This window comes from Clostridium akagii DSM 12554, assembly GCF_000686725.1.
In the GTDB taxonomy this organism is placed as follows: domain Bacteria; phylum Bacillota; class Clostridia; order Clostridiales; family Clostridiaceae; genus Clostridium_I; species Clostridium_I akagii.
In genome coordinates, this window is record NZ_JMLK01000008.1 from 235,561 (window position 1) to 255,331 (window position 19,771).

At 30.0% G+C, this 19,771-nt stretch carries 16 protein-coding genes and 1 pseudogene; 5 read left to right on the forward strand and 12 right to left on the reverse strand.

Annotated elements, in window-relative coordinates; genetic code table 11:
* Positions 1-68: 68 nt before the first annotated feature.
* Together BR66_RS0105195 and BR66_RS23140 are read right to left on the reverse strand one after the other, a co-directional pair.
* Positions 69-1,244 carry an SAM-dependent methyltransferase gene (locus tag BR66_RS0105195; RefSeq protein ID WP_026881968.1) on the reverse strand — a complete coding sequence of 392 codons (1,176 nt, stop codon included), beginning with the start codon at positions 1,242-1,244 and terminating at the stop codon, positions 69-71.
* Positions 1,245-1,634: 390 nt separating this feature from the next.
* Positions 1,635-2,945 carry a hypothetical protein gene (locus BR66_RS23140; protein WP_051624109.1) on the reverse strand — a complete coding sequence of 437 codons (1,311 nt, stop codon included), beginning with the start codon at positions 2,943-2,945 and terminating at the stop codon, positions 1,635-1,637.
* Between the two features lie 256 nt (positions 2,946-3,201).
* Here BR66_RS23140 and BR66_RS0105205 point away from each other — a divergent pair, with 256 nt between their 5' ends.
* Positions 3,202-4,035 (forward strand): flagellin N-terminal helical domain-containing protein, encoded by an 834-nt coding sequence (locus BR66_RS0105205; protein WP_026881969.1) that lies wholly within the window; start codon positions 3,202-3,204, stop codon positions 4,033-4,035.
* 63 nt (positions 4,036-4,098) lie between these two features.
* Entirely contained in the window at positions 4,099-4,329 is a 231-nt protein-coding gene (locus BR66_RS0105210; protein WP_026881970.1) for a DUF1292 domain-containing protein, read from the forward strand.
* Positions 4,330-4,407: 78 nt separating this feature from the next.
* Here BR66_RS0105210 and bglS read toward each other — a convergent pair whose 3' ends face one another.
* Positions 4,408-5,148: a beta-glucanase gene (gene bglS / locus BR66_RS0105215; RefSeq protein ID WP_026881971.1), complete on the reverse strand. Its 741-nt coding sequence runs from the start codon at positions 5,146-5,148 to the stop codon at positions 4,408-4,410.
* 236 nt (positions 5,149-5,384) lie between these two features.
* Here bglS and BR66_RS0105220 point away from each other — a divergent pair, with 236 nt between their 5' ends.
* Together BR66_RS0105220 and BR66_RS0105225 are read left to right on the forward strand one after the other, a co-directional pair.
* The gene (locus BR66_RS0105220; protein ID WP_026881972.1) at positions 5,385-6,428 is read left to right on the forward strand and encodes an ArsR/SmtB family transcription factor; all 1,044 of its coding nucleotides are present in this window, start codon (positions 5,385-5,387) and stop codon (positions 6,426-6,428) included.
* A gap of 72 nt (positions 6,429-6,500) precedes the next feature.
* On the forward strand, positions 6,501-7,718 hold the full coding sequence (locus BR66_RS0105225; RefSeq protein ID WP_026881973.1) for an MFS transporter: 1,218 nt from the start codon (positions 6,501-6,503) through the stop codon (positions 7,716-7,718).
* A 3-nt stretch (positions 7,719-7,721) separates the two neighbouring features.
* Here BR66_RS0105225 and BR66_RS0105230 read toward each other — a convergent pair whose 3' ends face one another.
* From BR66_RS0105230 to BR66_RS0105250, 5 genes and pseudogenes are all read right to left on the reverse strand, one after another.
* The gene (locus BR66_RS0105230; RefSeq protein WP_026881974.1) at positions 7,722-8,375 is read right to left on the reverse strand and encodes a response regulator; all 654 of its coding nucleotides are present in this window, start codon (positions 8,373-8,375) and stop codon (positions 7,722-7,724) included.
* A gap of 1 nt (position 8,376) precedes the next feature.
* On the reverse strand, positions 8,377-9,594 hold the full coding sequence (locus BR66_RS0105235) for a sensor histidine kinase (RefSeq protein WP_242841113.1): 1,218 nt from the start codon (positions 9,592-9,594) through the stop codon (positions 8,377-8,379).
* Positions 9,595-9,781: 187 nt separating this feature from the next.
* Positions 9,782-11,971 carry an MMPL family transporter gene (locus BR66_RS23145; RefSeq protein ID WP_035795516.1) on the reverse strand — a complete coding sequence of 730 codons (2,190 nt, stop codon included), beginning with the start codon at positions 11,969-11,971 and terminating at the stop codon, positions 9,782-9,784.
* A gap of 173 nt (positions 11,972-12,144) precedes the next feature.
* A pseudogene (locus tag BR66_RS23150) lies at positions 12,145-12,669 on the reverse strand (ATP phosphoribosyltransferase regulatory subunit); the annotation flags it as partial.
* 392 nt (positions 12,670-13,061) lie between these two features.
* Complete coding sequence (locus BR66_RS0105250; protein ID WP_026881977.1) at positions 13,062-14,543, reverse strand: hypothetical protein; 1,482 nt, start codon at positions 14,541-14,543, stop codon at positions 13,062-13,064.
* Positions 14,544-14,728: 185 nt separating this feature from the next.
* On the opposite strand from BR66_RS0105250, the gene BR66_RS0105255 reads away from it, so the two are divergent.
* Positions 14,729-16,081 carry a hypothetical protein gene (locus BR66_RS0105255; RefSeq protein ID WP_026881978.1) on the forward strand — a complete coding sequence of 451 codons (1,353 nt, stop codon included), beginning with the start codon at positions 14,729-14,731 and terminating at the stop codon, positions 16,079-16,081.
* A 165-nt stretch (positions 16,082-16,246) separates the two neighbouring features.
* Here BR66_RS0105255 and BR66_RS0105260 read toward each other — a convergent pair whose 3' ends face one another.
* The 4 genes from BR66_RS0105260 to BR66_RS0105275 form a co-directional block, all read right to left on the reverse strand.
* Entirely contained in the window at positions 16,247-17,440 is a 1,194-nt protein-coding gene (locus BR66_RS0105260; RefSeq protein ID WP_026881979.1) for an MFS transporter, read from the reverse strand.
* A gap of 86 nt (positions 17,441-17,526) precedes the next feature.
* Positions 17,527-17,922, reverse strand: coding sequence for a helix-turn-helix domain-containing protein (locus tag BR66_RS0105265; RefSeq protein ID WP_026881980.1), 396 nt, complete (start codon positions 17,920-17,922; stop codon positions 17,527-17,529).
* A 329-nt stretch (positions 17,923-18,251) separates the two neighbouring features.
* On the reverse strand, positions 18,252-18,539 hold the full coding sequence (locus BR66_RS23155) for a hypothetical protein (protein WP_051624110.1): 288 nt from the start codon (positions 18,537-18,539) through the stop codon (positions 18,252-18,254).
* 169 nt (positions 18,540-18,708) lie between these two features.
* Positions 18,709-19,662, reverse strand: coding sequence for a toll/interleukin-1 receptor domain-containing protein (locus BR66_RS0105275; protein WP_026881981.1), 954 nt, complete (start codon positions 19,660-19,662; stop codon positions 18,709-18,711).
* Positions 19,663-19,771: the final 109 nt, after the last annotated feature.

Sequence of the window (19,771 nt, forward strand, 5' to 3'; positions counted from 1 at the left end):
GGGTATCTTAAAAAAGATACTCACTCTTCTATTTTTCATGATAAGTTAAATTATATATTCTTTAAATCTTATTTATACACATACTCTCTTGTCCAAGGTAATTCATTGTTTACACCCTTAGCAAATAATATCTGATGAATATTGATGTTACCAGAATTAAATGATGCTGCACAAGAATTCAAGTACATTCTCCACATTCTTATGAATGTTTCATCTTTAGTCTTTTCTATTTCAGGAATGGCATTCTCAAAGTTTTTAGTCCAATGCTCTAATGTTCTGCCATAATGTCTTCTAAGACTTTCTACATCTATTAATTCAAAATTCAGTTCTGCTATATCTCTTATTAAATCTTTTATTGCAGGCAAATCCCCACCTGGGAAAATATATTTATCTATCCATGTATTTGTGCCACCTTCATTTACTCCTGTTATACAATGAAGAAGGGAAACACCTTTGTCCTTTAATAAATTATTTACTACACTGAAATATTCAGTCAAATTATCTTTTCCTACATGTTCTAGCATACCAACACTAACCACTCTGTCAAAACTTATATTTTTAAGTTCTCTATAATCTGCGAGACGAACTTCAACTAAATCTTCTAATCCCTCTGCTTTTATTCGTTCATTAACTTTTTCAAGTTGTTCTGAGCTTAAAGTTATTCCTAAAGCCTTAACTTTATACTGTTTAGCTGCTGTAATTATTAGTTCTCCCCAACCACAACCTATGTCAAGTAAGCTTTGTCCTTCTTGTAAGTTTAATTTTTTTAGTATATGTTCTACTTTATTAATTTGGGCTTGTTTCAAAGTATCATTCTCATTTTTAAAATATCCACAAGAATAAGTCATAGTATCATCAAGCCATAGTTTATAGAAATCATTACCAATATCATAATGATATTCTATGTTTTCTTTACTAGCTTTTATTGTCCTTTTGAATTTTTTTATCAATTTTTGATACTTCTCTCCATGCTTTAGAAAACTCTCTTTGTTATTATATAATGACTCTATTACTTCCTGTACACTACCTTCTATATCTAACTTTTTAGTCATATACCCTTCACCGAGTGCCATGGAAGGATCATTTATGATATCCCCTTTTGGTATTGGTTCGTTAAAAATAACTTTAAATTTAGGCTCACCTTCACCATAATTTTGTACACTACCATCCCAAAGTTTAAGCTGAAATGGATCGGAAAACATATCTTTTAATAAATTTTTATAAAACAGTTTATCACCAATCAAAATTGATCACTCCTAATTTAAATATTTATAGAGTTAATTATATAATTAACTCTTAGGTATCTTCAAGAAAATATACCAGAATACTGACCTATTATTTTTTTGATGGTACCTTATATCAAAGCTCTCAAAAGCTAAGATCTCTTTATTATCGAAAATTTTGTCCAATGATTTATGTTAGTTTGGATAGAACTAACTTATTATGTATGATTATTAATTGTCCAATCATTGATTATAACAATCGGTCTACATAATCATACTATTATTTTTTATATTTGTCAAAAGAAGAATGTGAAAGATTATAGCTGAGTAAACGACAATCATATTTTCATAGATAAGAAAATCTCCAGATTACTTGATTTCTTAATGATTTCGAATTAAAGATAAACAATATTAACTTACATTAGGATTAATTATATCACTACTTCCCAAAGCAAATAAGATTATTTGGTCAGTTTTTACCCCATTATAACTTTGTTTTATATTTGAATATCTCTTTTTTAGCTTTTTGTACAAATGTGTCATATATTTAGTTCTAAATGGAAAATATTTTTGTATTTGCTTAAGATATTTTCTACTGTACATTTTTTTATTACTGGCAACTGCAAATAGAATTAAGAGTATGCAATTTTTACGTATCACATCTTTTAATTCATTTATGTTTTCACCTTTAAAAAAGTCCATATCATCAATTAGGTCATAGGTAAAATTGATCAACTTACTAGTTATATTATCCAGTTTCCATTTTTTATATAATTGAGAAATGATAGTCATATGCTTGTCTTGTAAGTCCTCTTTTCCGTCTTGCAAATCATCACATATTTGAAGAAGTACACCATAACCAAAGAAAAAAGTAGCCTCCTTTTCTGTTAATGTTCCGTTTACTAAATAAGCATCTGCTAGAACAGAAATTCCACCTTTCTCTATACTTATCCCTAAAATATCTTTCTCATATGGTCCACTTAATTGTCCCTGTTGCTTCAAGCTTTTCCCTTGAGCATGGTGGATACAAAGAAGACTTTCAAAAACTTCACAGTAAATATTACGGTCATACTGTTCTTCGATTTTATCCACAAGTTTAAAGAGATTATCCTCATAATCATCACTAGGCTTAAGGTTATCACCAGCTAATCTTTTTTCAAACACATCTGTAATTTTCAATTTGTCTTCTATTCTGATTTCTGGGTTATCTAAATAATTATCCGTATATGGATACAACATGCTGTATCCAAAAATAGATGGTGTTAACTGAAGTTTTTGATGCAAAAGCATTTGAATCAAATTCATTATCCATACATTCCTAATTGCTTGTCCAATATCTTCTGGGTTAATATTAGGATTAAAATTTTTCACTTCATTAATGAAATTTTTAGTAACCTTAATTAAATCATCTTGAAGTAAAACCTCTTTATCCCTTTCAGATATTAAATCTGAATTTTTTATGAAATCATCAAGCATCAATTGTACTTTTTGTTTCCAATCTTTCCGTTCCATTTCTTCTGCTGGAAATTTTTCTATTGCCTTGAAAAATTGTTTCAAAAATTCATCTGTTTCCTTCTCCTTGTTTCTTTTATGCCAATAACCTGTCTCCCCTTGAAGATTTGGAAAATCAGTTTTTATATCACACCAAATATTTAAATATAATTGTTTAAATTTCAAGACTTGTTTCGATATATTTATCTCATGTTTTATCCATTTATTCATATATTTTTTTATACCCCGTTCAGCTTTAAAGCCATCAATATATGTATTTTAAATTATCTCAATATTACCATATTACTTATATACAGTCAAAATAAAGAAAATTATAATATGAAGTTCTTTTATTTTATTACGATAATAATTTTATAAGTATAATTAGGCATATGAAAAAAAAATAACATTTCAAATATACCAGCATACTTGCTTGTTATTTTTTGAAGATTCCTAAGTTGATTTTCTAACATAAGGAGGTGCTTTTATGATAATAGGTCATAATTTAAATGCTCTTAAAGCTTTACATTATTTAAATATAAATCAACAACATATGCAAGGTGCAATGCTTAGATTAAGTTCGGGAAAAAAAATAAATTCTGCTTCTGATGATCCTGCTGGTCTTATAATTTCACAACATATGCAATCCCAAATTAATGCTCTAACTGTAGCATCAAAAAATTCACAAGATGGTATTTCCATGTTCCAAACAGCAGACGGTGGCTTAAGTGAAACTCAATCTATACTTCAACGAATGAACGAACTTGCTGTGCAAGCTGCCAATGATACCAATGTTACTTTAGACAGAAATGCAATAAAAAATGAATTAACACAACTTGGAAGTGAAATTACTCATATATTTAGTTCAACAAATTTTAATGGTATAAATCTATTGTCTTCTTCTGGAAATCTTACATTTCAAATTGGTGCAACTTCCAATGCTTATGATTCAATGGGTATCAATTTATCTTCTTTTAACATTAGTAGTAGCCTGAGTAATATAGCTAATGGCACTGGTATAAATGTTGATAATTCGGATAATGCACGTAATTCTATCTCCGTAATTCAAAATGCAATTAATTCTGTGTCAACTTCTAGATCTATAGTAGGTGCCTATGAAAATAGACTTAAATATACAATAGATAATTTAGATAATGAGGCTGATAATCTAACCTCCGCAGACTCTCGTATTACCGATGCAGATATGGCAAAGGAAATGATGGAATACTCTAAATACAATATTCTCCAACAAGTTGCACAAGCTATGCTGTCACAGTCATTACATAATGACCCCGAACAAATATTAAAATTATTAGAATAATGGTTTTCAGCTACATAAAATCTTTCCTTAGACACAATATAACAAGTGAAAGGTGGTATGTATATGAAAACTAATGAATTAATAACTGTAGTAAATGAAAACGGTGAAAAAGTAGATTTACAATTCATTGATGCCATTTCCATGAATGGAAATGAATATGTGATAGTTGGTCCTAAAGATTCTGATGAAGCCTATGCTTACAAGTCAATTATAACTAATGGTGAAACAGAATATTTATCAATTGGAAAAGGACAGGAATTTAAAAATGTATTAGAAAAATATAACCGTTCTTAAAAAAAGTATAGGGTGATTTTTTCACCTTATACTTTTTTAGGTTCAAATATGGAAATGGACATTTTATTATTATACTTTTTACTGTGGATCGTAAGATACCCAATCGTAATATGCATTAAGTGGAGTTTTACCATCATAAGAACCTAACCATGAATCTACACCTGTACCTGGCCATAAATTCATCATTATTTTACCAGGATGTGATGGAATGGTATTTGTTACCCTATGCACCTCTACTCCATCCACCTTCCATGCAATATATGTTGGTTGCCAATTAAATGCATAAGTATGATAACTTGTTGAAGCATCAAATCCTAGATTATAGATGTACTCATGATTACCTACTCCGTTTGTAAAATAATTAAATTGTACTTTTGTAGTATCCTTACCTAGAAATTCTATATCTATTTCATCCCAAGGTGTATTATCTGATGGTCCTGTATACGTAAAAAATGAAGAAACTATACCAGTATTTTTTGCCGGTTTCATGCTTACTTGGTAGAGTCCATAACTGTAAGTATCATTTGAACGGTATTCTCCACCGGCATAAGGTGTAGTTCCTCCTTGACTATCTTTATTGAGAGTAAGATCCATAGCTCCATTTATAAAATTAACATTACTTGCTCTCCAAGTACAGTTAAACATGCCCCCATTAGACCATCCATCTGATTTTGACCACGCTTGTGTATTTGCAGAATCAAATCCGTCACTAAAGTGTGTATTAGTCAAAGCAAAAGTTTGTATTGGTATTAATGTTGCAACTAAAAAAATAGCTATTAACATCCCTAACGTTGAAATTATGATTTTTTTCTTGTTCATATAATTCCCTCCTCAAATAATCGCGTAACCGTTTACATATTTATTATATACATATGTTTCCATTTTGTAAATATAATAATTCAGTTTAGGTAACAAGATAGAATCATTTAAAGTAATCAAGTTATATTCGATAATAATGAAATGTTTCTATTGATTATTATCGAAATAGATGTATAGTTTATTATAATAGTAAAATAGTAAAATATTAACTTATGTCAATAGAAGGTGGTTATTTAATGAAAATGGTAAATAAAAAAATCTACATTGGAAGCTCTATGGTATATGAGTTATTAGCATCTATGTTTAGACTAGAATGTCATGAGCAAATGCTCCCACAGGATCAGCAAAAACTCAAGTATGTTTCAGAAGATTTAACAAAATGGGTAGTAAAAAGTAGATCAAAATTAACAGATAATATGAAAAAGGATATTACTGTATTCTTTAATTATGAAAGTTTTTTAGGTTTGTCTTTAGTTCAACTTATTTGGGAAAATGGTTGTTATGAAAATATAGCTGACTTTTTTCATTTTATGGATCAGTATCCAGCAAAAGATTTGATTAAAACCTTTTTTAACACTGGTTATGGTCAAGAAAAAAGCCTTCAAAATATTGACAATACTATAGAAGTTAAAAATTTTCTAGCTAAGTCTTCACTACCCGAGGTAGAAAGATGGAAACTAACCTACTTTTGCTCTGCACCTGATGAAACTAAGAAAAGATTTTTAACCCTTTTAAAAGATTTCTACAGAAACATATTTAAGGAAAATCTAGCTATGCTACAAAAATCCCATATTAAAAGCATTAACTATTTGGAAGGAAAGTTAATAAAAATGCCCTATGAAATGCTTGGGAAACTAATTTCCTTAGACTTAGAAAATACCAATGATCAAATAATACTTATACCATCTTATTACTACAATACGGCTTCCCTTTTCTCCTATTTTGAAGATGGAAAAAGATTAATCTATCTTTATGGTACATCTCAACCTGAATTTGAATTTTCAGATGATATTTCATCTGAAAAAGTTCTTACTGCCATAAAAGTTTTAAGTGATGAAAACCGTATTAAAACCATTGAGATTCTGAATACTACACCTTGTTATGGTTATGAGTTATCTCAAAAACTAGGAATTTCAAGTTCAACCATGTCACATCATCTAGCGCTACTTAGCGATATAGGAGTGATACTCCCAGTAAGGGAAGAAAATAAGGTTTATTATCAGGTTAATAAGGATAACATTCGAAAGTTATTAAAACAATTTGAAACCATGCTAACTTAAAGTTAGCCTTTTTTTAAATTCAACATTCTATATGCATAAAACTTTAAGTTTGATATTTATAGGAGGCACGTGATGAAAGTATTTAAAAATAAAGATTTTATGATTTTATGGCTAGGTCAAAATATTTCAAAGCTCGGAACCACATTATATGATATAGCATTAATGTGGTATATGTATAAAAAAACAGGATCATCTATTGCCCTTGGATTAAGTGTTTTGTGTTTCACTGTGCCCTCTGTTTTAATAGCACCACTAGCAGGTGTTTTTGCAGATAGACTTGACAAGAAAAAAATTATAATTAATACAGATATCCTGAGTGGAATTATAATGCTGGTATTTAGTTACTTTATTTTTGTATATAGATATCCTGTTTATATCCTATATATTTTCATGATACTATCTTCCATGGTTACAGCAGTATTTAATCCCTCCATATCATCATCTATTCCCGTTATAGTGAAGGAAGAAGATTTGAAGGATGCAAACACACTAAATCAAATGTCCTCACAAATAACAAATATATTAGGGCCTGTACTGGCAGGAATCCTTATATCATTTATGAACATAGGGCTGTTATTTTTCATAAATGGATTATCTTTTTTAATTTGTGCTATTATAGAAAGTTTTATAGTAATACCTAAAGTTATTATTAAAACCTGTACTAACGGAATTGCTTCACAGTTTAAGGAAGGCTTAAAATATATAGCTAGCGATAAACCTCTATTATATCTTGTAATGGCAGGAGGGGTTATTATCAATTTTTTCTTGGCTCCCCTATCAATTTATGAAACTATACTTTCAACTAAGATTCTTAATGTGGGCTCTACAGGATATGGAATGATGAACTCTGCTATATCCGCAGGTGCATTGCTAGGAGCTTTACTTATAATGGCAAATGTATTTAATGATAAATACAAAATGACGGTTATAGGCCTATGTATAGAAGGCATAGCAGTTGCATTTTTAGGATTAGTTCCAAATTATTATGTTGCATTGCTATCTGAAGCTATTTTAGGATTAGGCGTTGCTATGGCCAGTGTTGGAATCAGCACTCTATACCAAACACTAATACCTAAAGATAAAATGGGTAGAGTAATGGCACTAGTTAGCACGTTGTGTAGTATTTCTGTTCCCTTAGGCACACTGCTTGGTTCAATCATAATTGCATATCTACCTTTAAATATAATATTAATTATATCTGGGGTATTTATCATAGTAACAGGATTTTTATTAATTCCACTGCTTAGAATCAAAACAAACAATATAAGCCTAGATTCAGCTTTAAAATGAATGCTACTTTTCAATATGGATAATTCCTTGTTCTATAGCTACTGCAACAGCCTCTGACCTGGAATCAACTTTAAGTTTACTGTATATATTGGTTAAATGTGCTTTAACAGTTCTTTCAGATATACCCATGTCAAAAGCTATTGCCTTACTTGTACAGCCTCTTGCAATAGCTTGCAGGATAAATAATTCTCTTTCTGTAATTGCAGTATTAAATGGATTATTGCTTTGCTTGGTTTCCTTTTTAAAACTAAAAATGCTTTTACTAATTTCGGGCTGAAGAAGTGTTTCTCCTCTTATGGCAGATTCAACTGTTCGAATAAGGCCTTCACGGGTAGTATCCTTAAGTAAATATCCCTTTGCACCCAAAGAGAGTCCCTCTTTAATTAAATTATCCTCATTAAACGTTGTTAAAATAATTATTGGCACTAAATTATTTTTTTTATTCAAAGCTTTTATTACTTCTATTCCATTCATTTTAGGCATACTTAAATCCATTAAAATTACATCTAGTTCTAGTTGTTCTATAAGTATTAAAGCTTTTTCCCCATTTTCTGCTTCTCCTACAACTTCATAATCTTCTTCTGTTTCAAAAATTAATTTTAGTCCTTCTCTAACTACTAAATGATCATCTACTACCAATATTCTTTTTTTATTCATTTTATTCGTCTATTCCTTTCCCAATTGGTATCATGATATTTATATTTGTTCCTAATTTTCTTTTGCTTTTTATTTTAATCTCACCATGTATTGCCCTTACACGCTCTGTCATTCCAAGTATACCATAATGACCCAATAGTTTATCTAAAAGTTTAACATCAAAGCCTATACCGTTATCTATAATATTTATGTTTAATTTATTGTTGTCTTCTATTATTTTAACAACTACATTTTCTGCTTTAGCGTGTTTGGCAATATTATTTAGAGCCTCTCTTACAATGTATAATGTATGTTTAAGTATCTTTAAGGGTATCTGAGATTCTATTTTAATGTCTGATACAATAGAAGTGTTCGAAACAGCCTTAAACTCAGATATTTCATTTTTAACTGCCTTAGCAAAATCTATATCTGTATTTTCTTTAAATCTCAAATCATCAATAACAAGCCTAGAATCTGCTAGAGTTGATCTGGCGTATCCCATTGACTTTTTCACAATTTCTTGAGCTCGTTTTGTATTATTATTATTATTTAAATGGACATTTACAGCTTCTAATTGCATAATTATGCCTACAAGTCCTTGAGAAAGTGTATCATGTAAATCTCTGGCCATTCTCTCTCTCTCATTTAATAAAGTTAGTTCTTCTACCTTCTCATAAGCAAATTCTAATTCCATTAGAATTTTTTGAGTTTGAATATGCGATTTTACTTGTTTAAGGAAGATAGTTAAATATGCACGTACAGCAAAAGTAACTAGAATAAGTATGGGAATATATTTGATTAGCTCCTTCACTCCGTCAAATACTATGATAGTACCACAAAATATACTGTAAAAAAATAGACATGTAGCAATCACTTTTATTCCGTCATAATAAACTATTATGCTCTGGAAAATTAAAATAGGAATTAGTCCCACAAGTATTGTTTCATAACCTCTGGGGCCTATAACCGCATAGTCAAAAGTGATTATTCCTTGTACAGTGAAATAAATCCAGTACTTATGCTTAAATATAATATCAGAAAACAAATATACTAATAATTGACCCATCATTACTATTGTGAAACCTGCAACTTCATGTGAATTCAACTTATATGTATTTTGAAAAAATATGGTAGCTATGTAAATTAAAATAGTAGCTATTATTATGGGAGATTTAGGTAATTTAACCTCATCTGAATCTATTGTAAATAATAATTTAAACTTATTTTGCAAATCTATCACCTACCTATTCATAAAATTATGTCATACATTAGTTTTCATGTCAAAAATTATTAAAATGCATGAGAGTTTCCATTTGGACTTATATTTTCATTAAAACATTTAAAAGAACTATAACATTCAAAACAAATTAGAATGCTATAGTTCTTTATTACTCTCAGGTGATTTGTTTATGGCATTCTAAGAATATTTATGAAACTTTTTCTTCTTTATCTTTATTTATATTTTCACCTTCAATATCAAATTTAGGTAAAATTTTATCTAGCCATTTTGGCATATACCATGCGCTTTTACCTAATAAGGTCATAACCGCTGGTACAAATGTCATTCTTACTACAAAGGCATCAAATAAAACACCAAATGCCATTGGAAGTCCCATTGATTTAATGTTGATATCAGTTTGAACACCAAAACTTGTAAAAACTATAGTCATTATTAATCCAGCTGCAGCTACTACAACACCACTAGCTTTCATTCCAGAAAGAACAGATGCCTTTGCATTACCTGTTTTAGTGTAATCCTCTCTCATACGACTTACTAAAAATACTTCATAGTCCATTGCTAAACCAAATAATATACCTATAACTATTACAGGTATGAAACATAATATTGGTGCTGGTTTTGCTATACCAAGCAAATCAGCAAAATTTCCTTTTTGCAAAGTCAAAACTGAAAAACCTAGTGTTGCAACTAACGACATTACAAATCCAAGAACAGCCTTAATTGGTACAAGTATAGATCTGAATACTAAAAGCATCAAAACCAAAGCAAGTACGATAATGACTCCACCAAATATTGGAATAGCATTACTAAGTTTATCAGAAGTATCTATATTAACTGCGGTTCTTCCTGTTACCATTAGCTGAACATTGTGATTTTTTTCAGTAATTCCACTTTTATCACGAATATTTTGAACTAAATCTTTAGTTTCTTGATCATTTGGTCCAGTTTTGGGTGTTACTTGTACCATTGCTATTTTTCCATCTTTAGTTGGAACTACTGGTGTAATGCTAGCTATATCAGATAATCCCTTAATTTCTTTAACTGATTCTTGCATAGCTTGCATAGTCTTTAATGGATTGTTTCCTGCTTTAGAAGAATCCAAAACAACTACAAGAGTACCATTAACTCCTTCTCCAAAACCCTCTGACATAATATCATAGCCTTTTCGTTCTGTAGATGTTTTTTGCATCATTCCATTATCAGGAAGTCCTAACTCCAAATCAAGAGCTGAATAGCCAATTAAACCAGTTAGTGCTAAAGCAACAATAATTGTAATAATTGGATACTTAGTTACCACTCTTCCCCAAAGATTAGAATTTTGATTTTTCTCTTTATGCACTAATTTTGTTGAAACTTTATTGTTTTGTTTTGGTTTTATATGATGCCCTGCAAGACTTATAACTGCTGGAACTACTGTAAGTGAAACCAATACTACAGCAAGTACCACACCTGCAGCAGCTTTTCCCATAACTCCCAAAAATGGTACTCCACACAACGATAGTCCACATAATGCAATAATAACAGTTACTCCTGCAAACAAGACTGCACTACCTGCTGTACCCATTGCTATGGCAGCCGCTTCTTGTGGTTCATAGCCTTCACCAATATTTTCGCGGTACCTTGAAATAATAAATAATGAATAGTCAATTCCTACAGCCAAACCAACCATAGATGCTAATGATAATGAAAGTGCAGACAGATCTGCAACACTAGTTGCAACCAGAATACCAAGTAGTCCAGTAATTAATCCAATAAGAGCTGTTATTATTGGTAATCCAGCTGCCAAAAGTGATCCAAGAGTAAATATAAGAATAACAAATGCTACAACAATACTTATTACTTCAGAACTTCCCCCCATTTCAGTTGGTGTTAAAGTAACACTTCCTCCTAGCTCTGTTTGGATACCTACATTTCTACTTGTTTTTATACCTTCTGATACTTTGTCTATAGATTCCTTTTTAACCTTATCTGCTGCAGTATTATATGTAATATCTGCATAAGCGATTTTTCCATTTTTGCTAATAGTTCTATTCATATATGGACTTGCTACAGATTTAATCGCAGTATCTTTTTTCTGTACTTGTTCTATTGTTTTATTTATTGTTTTCATTACTGATGGATCATTTATTGTTTTTCCATCTTTAACTTTAAAGATAATCCTTATTGTTCCATAATCTGTAGTTTGACCCATTGCGTTTTGTAGTACTGTACCTGCTTTTGCAGATTCTGTACCAGGAATAGACATATCACCCCTAAAATCAATACCATTACTTGCTATAAAACCAATTGCTACTACTATAACCATTATCCAAAATAGAATGATTCTTTTAGGTCTTTTATAAGCCCAATTACCTAGATTGTACAACAACTTTGCCATAAATATTTCCCCTTTATAATACAAATATTTTTTTTCATTCGCTATAATTGACTGCATACTTATCTTATATCCAATCTATAGTTGTAACAATTGTACCTTTGGGCAAAATGTTATGTACTTATGGGCAAATGTAAATCATACTATACTCTTTTTAGTTATTAAATCATATGTTTTTTAATATCAAGTTTCAATAGTTCATCTAATATTATTTCATTAGTTCCTTGGATATTAAATATCCTATTTAAATATTTGCTTTTTTCATTGCCAATAATATTTATAAGCTCCTTTTCAAAACATTTTTGACCAATCTTATCATATTTATCAATTAAAATCATTACCTTATTAGCATTTTCTATATTCAATTCTCTTAGTATGCCTTTTAATATTTTCCTATTACTAATTTGAAACACGTAATTTGCTAATCCTATCTTTCTAAATGCTTTATCTGCTAAACTTATAACCCAAGCATCGTTATTTATACTTAATTTATCTTTACCAATGACATCCACATCACATTGGTAAAACTCTCTATACCTACCCTTCTGATTTCTCTCACCCCTGTACACTTTTCCCAGTTGATATCTTTTAAAAGGAAATATTAAATCATTATAGTATTGTGCTACATACCTTGCAAAAGGTACTGTTAAATCAAACCTTAATGCTAAATTATTTTTACCCTTTTGAAAACTATATACTTGGTTTTATAATATTTTTTTTCATTTTATTCATTCCATATCCTATTTTATTTTTATACAACAAAAAACCATGTAGGCAAAATATCCCACATAGCTGAATAAATTATTATCTCACTTAATTTATCATTACCTAGAGATACAAGTCTACTCAAATAGACTTGTATCTGCTTCAACAGACCAAGTCTCTAGTGATGATGATGTATTGATTTTATACCATTTATAATAAGTGCTTCCATAATAATCCTGCAAATTTATTTTAGTAATATTGTATATTAAATTATAGTAAACGTCAACAATATGATCTTCATAACTAATGTGAATAGTAGTTTACTTTTAAAGCTGAAAAACCTACTTTTTTCAATGTTAGCTTTTATTTTTTTACATATCTATAATGCTTAACTTAAAAATTCTTCTGCAAATGTATTAAATGAACTTTGAAGCTCCTTAGTATAACTGTTATCATAGGGATTTTGAAAATATGTCTTTATAACATTATTGAAGCTATTTTCAAATGCGTTAGCACTGGAAACATCCAAATTTTTAAGTTGCTTATATGCTTCATTAAAGTAATCTGAGTCTACTACTTTATTTGTATTACTTTCTTGGTTATAAATATGTTTGTTATACTCTTGTACTAGAAGTGTACCCGCAGAACTCGTCATGTCATGTGTTGCAACATAAGAAACCTCAGAATCTCCTAGAGCTGCATGATAAGCATCAACTGTATTACTTGTAGAGGAAACTGCAAATGCATCATTAAGAACTTCTGTGGCAGAAACTATATCCTTATAAGTGAATTTTGTTCCAGAAATATCTGCTGCTGCAGTTACTTTATCTGAACTGTAGTCCTCAAACTTCTTCGCTATATCCTCTACACTTTCATTGGAATAGTCCACATTGTTTTCTTGCTTAAACTGATTATATAAAGATGAAAGTTGTTTTTCCATATCTACAAGCGAACTACTGATAGAAGCTTCATTAGGATCATTAGAGAATTTAGCACTATTGAAAAATGTATTTAGGTTATTAGCTTGTGCATCAATATTTTCACCTGTGTCTTTTGAATAGTATGAGTTAAGGTTTTGCATTTCTGCTTTTTCTTGAGTTTGCTGCTGTTTTGTATAGCCATCTACGTCACTAATTCCTTGTTCCTCTGCTCTTTTTGTTATACTATCACTAGAGTACGTGTCACCAATTTTTGTTTTTGCTTTATCATAGGCTACTATGGATTCCGCAAGATAATTTCCATCACCTGTAGGCACATCTGTCAAATTGTTAGTTGCACTATGAACATTCTGATTTTGAAGCGCAGAAAGATAAGCATTCATGGAATCTGCAATTGGTGTTACATATCCATCATATTGATGCAATACCGCTTCATATTCACTTTGCATTTTTTCATTTTCAGCTTGTACTTCATCAGACTCCTCATCATACTGAGCTAATGTTTCTCCATTTTTCGGAATATCAGTACTAATTGGTTCATATGAAGAAAAAGAAGTATCAATGTCATTTGAAATTTTTTGCTGTGAATCTTCTCTTCTATTACTTAAAGAGAAAACACCAGAGTAAGTATCTGTTGAAGAGCTAGGAACGTTCATTTGTCCTTTGCTATTATAGGTAACAAATTCATTTTCTCCAGTATTATAATCATATCGCACTAGAGCATCTTCCACATAAATTTTACTTTTATCAAAGTTGGCTGGTTGTATTGTATCTTCACCTGCTACCACCTCCGTGAGTTTACCTGTTGCTGAATCAATATGTAGGCATCCAATAGGCCCTTTAGAATACTCACAAGAATTATCAGGTTGTGGTTTAATATTTATGTTATTGTTTGAATATATCCCCGATGACCCAACAGAATTAATTGACATACTATTACCTCCTAAATTATTTTTATTAATATATATTATCGTAAATAAACTTGAACTTTATAGGGTTATTTCAAAAATTAGTATAATATACAAATTATTTTATTAATTTCAATTGATACTTATTTAGTTATAATATATAATAACTAAATAAGTATATTTTTCAAATAAAAGGAAGGATGTTTAGTATGAAAAATCTCAAAAATTTTCTGAGATCTATGTCACTCATTATTATACCATTATTTTCTATATCAGCATTTTCCATTACAGCTAATGCTGCTTCAATTTCAAAATCATATTTTAAAACCAAATTAAGTGTTAGTTCATTAACTAAATCCGAGAAAATATCACAGCAAAAGCTAGCTTCTCTCATTAGTTCCAATACTAAAAAAAATACATCAATTCAAAAATCAAATAAACTGCCACTAACTTCTAATCTCATGCATGCAAATGATAGTTCCTCTAGTAGCTCTCAACTAGCTTCTGGCTATGCAATTTTGGTTGACAATCCAAGTAGTGAGGTAAATGGTAATCCAACAACACAAAGCAAAATAGATATTATTGCATCTGCTAATTCAGATGGTTCAAGTTCTTATGAGAGTGAAAATTTGCCTAAAGATATTGGTATTACAATTCTTCCATTATCTATAACAAACTATACAGTTACTAAATTAGTTGATAGTAATAACAATTTAATTGGTGCTCAATTCCAATTCAATACTCCTGCACAGTACATTCCAATGCTAGAAGTTGAAAATTCTTCTGATGTTTGGTCAAATCCTGCTTATCCAGAATTTAATATTGAGCCAACAAGTGGCAGTCGTCCAACTGTAAATTTAGACCATCCAATAACTTCTTTGGTTCCTAAAAGCTTAGCTTTTAATGTAAGTTGGACAAGTTCTCAATCTCAAAATAGCTCTTCTACTTTAAAAAATTCAGAAATGTTAGTATTAAATAGCTCTTCAACAAATGATGACCAAATATATGATAAAGCTGCAAACTCTACTACAGACTTTTCAAATTGGACTCAAAATGTCTCAATACCAGATACAGGTGCATACTATGTTCTTACAAGTGTAGAAGATTCTAATGGCTGTTGGTCAGATTGGAATGCTTATCAAGTTCAGATTGAAGATTCTTCTGTTCAAGTTATAACCCCAGTTGTCAGTGGTGATGAGGGCACAGTAAGATGGAATATGGGACTATACCCATCATATAAAAGTAATCTGTCAATATCTGGAACATTGGTAGATTCATCTGGTTATCTCTTACCTTACGTATCACTAAACATGAACGTTCTTGACGGTGATTCAACTATTAGTTCTAATAGAACAACCTCTCCAACCTTTTATACTGGTGCAGATGGTACTTTTAAATATACTATGACTAACCTTCCCGTATCAATTGGCAGACAAGTTCAATTTAATTATGAAAGTGATGATTATTATGATGATGCTGTACTAGCTTTGGTATCAAATAATACAAGTTTATATACTACTCCGGTATATGGTTTTGCATATTGGATATATACTGGTTATTAATTCTCAATAGAATATAAAAAGTAAGGATACAATATCTAAAAAGATATTACATCCTTACTTTTTTATCTAATGTATCTTAAAATTTAACCAAACGATTCACCGTAACGGCAGTAAGGCATACATTTTTGCAAAATATAAATTACAACTATTATATCTTGCATTCTTTTATTTACGTTTTATACCCAAAATATGAATTGATGCTGCAATTATCTGGAATGTCATTCCAACGCTACATACTCCAATCCATCCAAACATTCCCCAGAAAAATGTCCCTAGAAATGAACCTAATGCACCCCCTAAAAAGTAAAATGTCATATATACAGCATTATTACGACTTCGAGCTACTGGATCTAAAGTGTTTATACTAGCCTGATTTGAGATTTGACCTGATTGAATACCTAAATCCAATAGTATTACTCCAATTATAAGCCCCCACATTTGATATCCAAAAATCAAGAAACAAATATATGACAAGAAAGAGAATATTATAGCTATGGTTAATGTGAATCTAGGACTTCTCTTGTCAGCAACTCTTCCTACTACAGAAGCCGCCAAAGCTCCTACAATACCAGCCAATCCAAATAATCCAGCAGCCTGAGCTCCTAAATTATAAGCTGACGACCTGAGTAAAAAAGATAATGTTGTCCAAAATATACTGAATGTTCCAAACATCATTGCACCAATTAATGATGCTTCCATTAAAATTGGTTGATTTATTAATAACCCTATTAGTGATTTAATCAATTTTTTATAACTCATTGAAGAATCTGGAACAGATTTTGGAAACCATAATTTGAATGCTAAAATTAATAAAATCATCATTCCGGCAGCTATACGATAAACAATTTGCCATCCTAAAATCGACCCTATAATTCCACTAAATACACGAGATAATAATATCCCAATTAGCAATCCACTCATTACACTCCCAATTACTTTACCTCTTTCTGCTGGTTTTGCTAGATGTGCTGCGAGTGTCACAATTAACATTGGAGTAATCGAAGTCAATCCAACTAGTAGAGAACTGAGTACTAGCCACCATATATTAAAGGAAATTGATAGAGAAAGTAGCGCTATCGCAGAACAAAATAACATTATCATTATTAATCGTCTACGCTCTTTAATATCTCCCAGTGGGACTAGAAAAACTAATCCTATTGCATAGCCAATTTGAATCAGCATAGCTGCAATTCCAATCATGGACGATGATACATTGAAGAATCTTGAAATCTGTTCCAATAAAGGTTGAGAATAATATAAGTTAGCTGCACTAGCAGCACAAGCAATTGACATTAGCACAATTAGAAAATGACTTAATTGAAATTCTTTCTTTATAGTTATATCTGTGCTTTCATACATAAATACCAATCCTCCAATTTTTAGTTATTTTACTTTAACGTAAACGTTAAGTATAGGGTAAAAAAGTACAGGTCTATACCTGTTACTTATTTTCCAAAGTTATCTTCGTTGTTTTTAATGATTGCTTCTATTCTACAAATATTTTTCTCACACTCCATTTTAAACGTATCTAACTCATCTATTTTCTCCTCAGCTCTTACAATATGAGTCTTTAGAATTTGTATTACCTGCCGTTTTCCTTCTAAAAGTCGCCCATCTGTAAAATACAAATCTATAACTTTACCAATATCGTCCAAAGAAAGCCCTATATCTTTGAGTAGCTGAATCTTTTTTAGACGTTTAATATCGTCATTTTCAAACACTCGAAGTTCTCCTATGGCTCTATTATCTCTATCCCCTAATAATCCAATTTCTTCATAGTATCTGATTGTTCTAGTTGTTAAATTTGTAAGTTTAGCAATTTCACCTATTTTATAACTCATATGATTAGCACCTCTATTTAACGTTAACGTTAGCTGTATGTTACCATCTATCTTTTAGTTTGTCAACTATTGTAATTTGATTATTTCTAAATATAAATTCTTATTTTTACAGGATTTATCATTGCCATTCTTCTTAAAGCAAGAAGGAGAACCGCCTCTATTATTTAGATAAATTGTTGAATACTTTTAATCATCAATGACAAATATCTTTGCATCTATCATTTCTGTAGGAAACATGTTATAGTTCTTTTTATATTTTGGCGCTTCTTGACTATGTTGTATTTCCTGAAAAATATATCATCAAAACTCAGCTTAGTTAGTTTAAATACCTACAAGTAGTTTAATTTTTTACCTTGTTCCTTTAAATAATCACTATTGAGTAATATTAGTGAATTAGTATAAATTTCACCATTACTACATACTATCTTGTCCACATATTCGGCAATAATATCATCACAATTAATATGTACCTTGTCCTTTATTTCTTGAAAGTCTTCTTTTTTCTCTACTACTACAACATACCCTCCATTATCTTTATATTTGTTTCTGCCTGTTCCATATTGGTTATCTATTATTTGTAGTATTCCTTGGATAGTTTTCTGTACCTCATGTAGCATAGCTTTTTGCTTGTCTCTCTCTTGAATATGCTATTTGTATCATTTATATAACCTCCTGTAAGTTAAAAAGCCCTTACTTATTTGTGCTTAAGTAAGAGTTTTCTTGTATTTATAATATATATTTAGAATTCATTTACAAAACAGTTTTATATTTTCTTTCTAGTGATTGTTAACCGAATTTATGTTGATTATTTCTTAATATACATCTGTGTGTATTATATATCTTTTCCATCTTCTCTTTTGCCACTATGCTAGAATATTCACTTGTTCCTTCATATAAATTCATATATTCTAAGTATTCTTTTTCAGCATCAATATTCTTTCTTACCATATAGTACTTTATGTAATTTGAATTGAATATATTGTTTTGACTAATTCTTGTAATATTATTTACATACAATTGTTTAACTTCTTTTGTCTTCATATCTCTCATATTAAATTTACAATGTGAACCATGAATATCTCTATCTATCATAAGAGATATTAATTTATATGTCTTTTCACCTTCTGGATTTTCTGCATAATCACTTATCTCAATTGTGTCTGCATCCAGGGCATCTAATTTAAACCAGTATAAATCAGGATTCCAATTGCTATCTTCTTTTTGTCCAACCTTTAAGTTGTTAATCATTTTTTCTATAGTATCTTCCTCTGGTGAATATATATCCACTATAATAGAAATTAATTTACCAATTTTTAAGCTGATAGTTTTGTACATTTGTAATTTCTCAAACAAACTTTCCTGACTATTTTCTGGTAACTTTTCTAGATTTTCTTTCAATTCATGATATTTATTATCCCAATATTTTATCCATTTTGCTATTTCAGATGTATTATATATTTCTTTGTAATATATAATAGGAATAACTTTATCTTTAGTATTTTCTGATTCTAGTACTTGTAAGATTTCGTACATACAGTTTTCTGATTTCATATAGTCTTCAGATATGACTAAAATACATTTATCTGATGTTTTCACCTGTTCCATATATTTTTTTATACTATTAAAATCCTCTAAATCATATTTATCTCTTAATAATTTAATATAATTTTCCGAACATTTCAATTCAATATAATTGGCTCTTTCTTCATCTTTCCAGCAATATGATAAAAATATTTGCATTAATAATTCCCCCTTAGTATGATGTAGACTATTACTTTATATAATAATCTACATCATACTACAAGTTCCTTGTCTATTTAACTAAAAATAACAAATTTATCTTTACTAG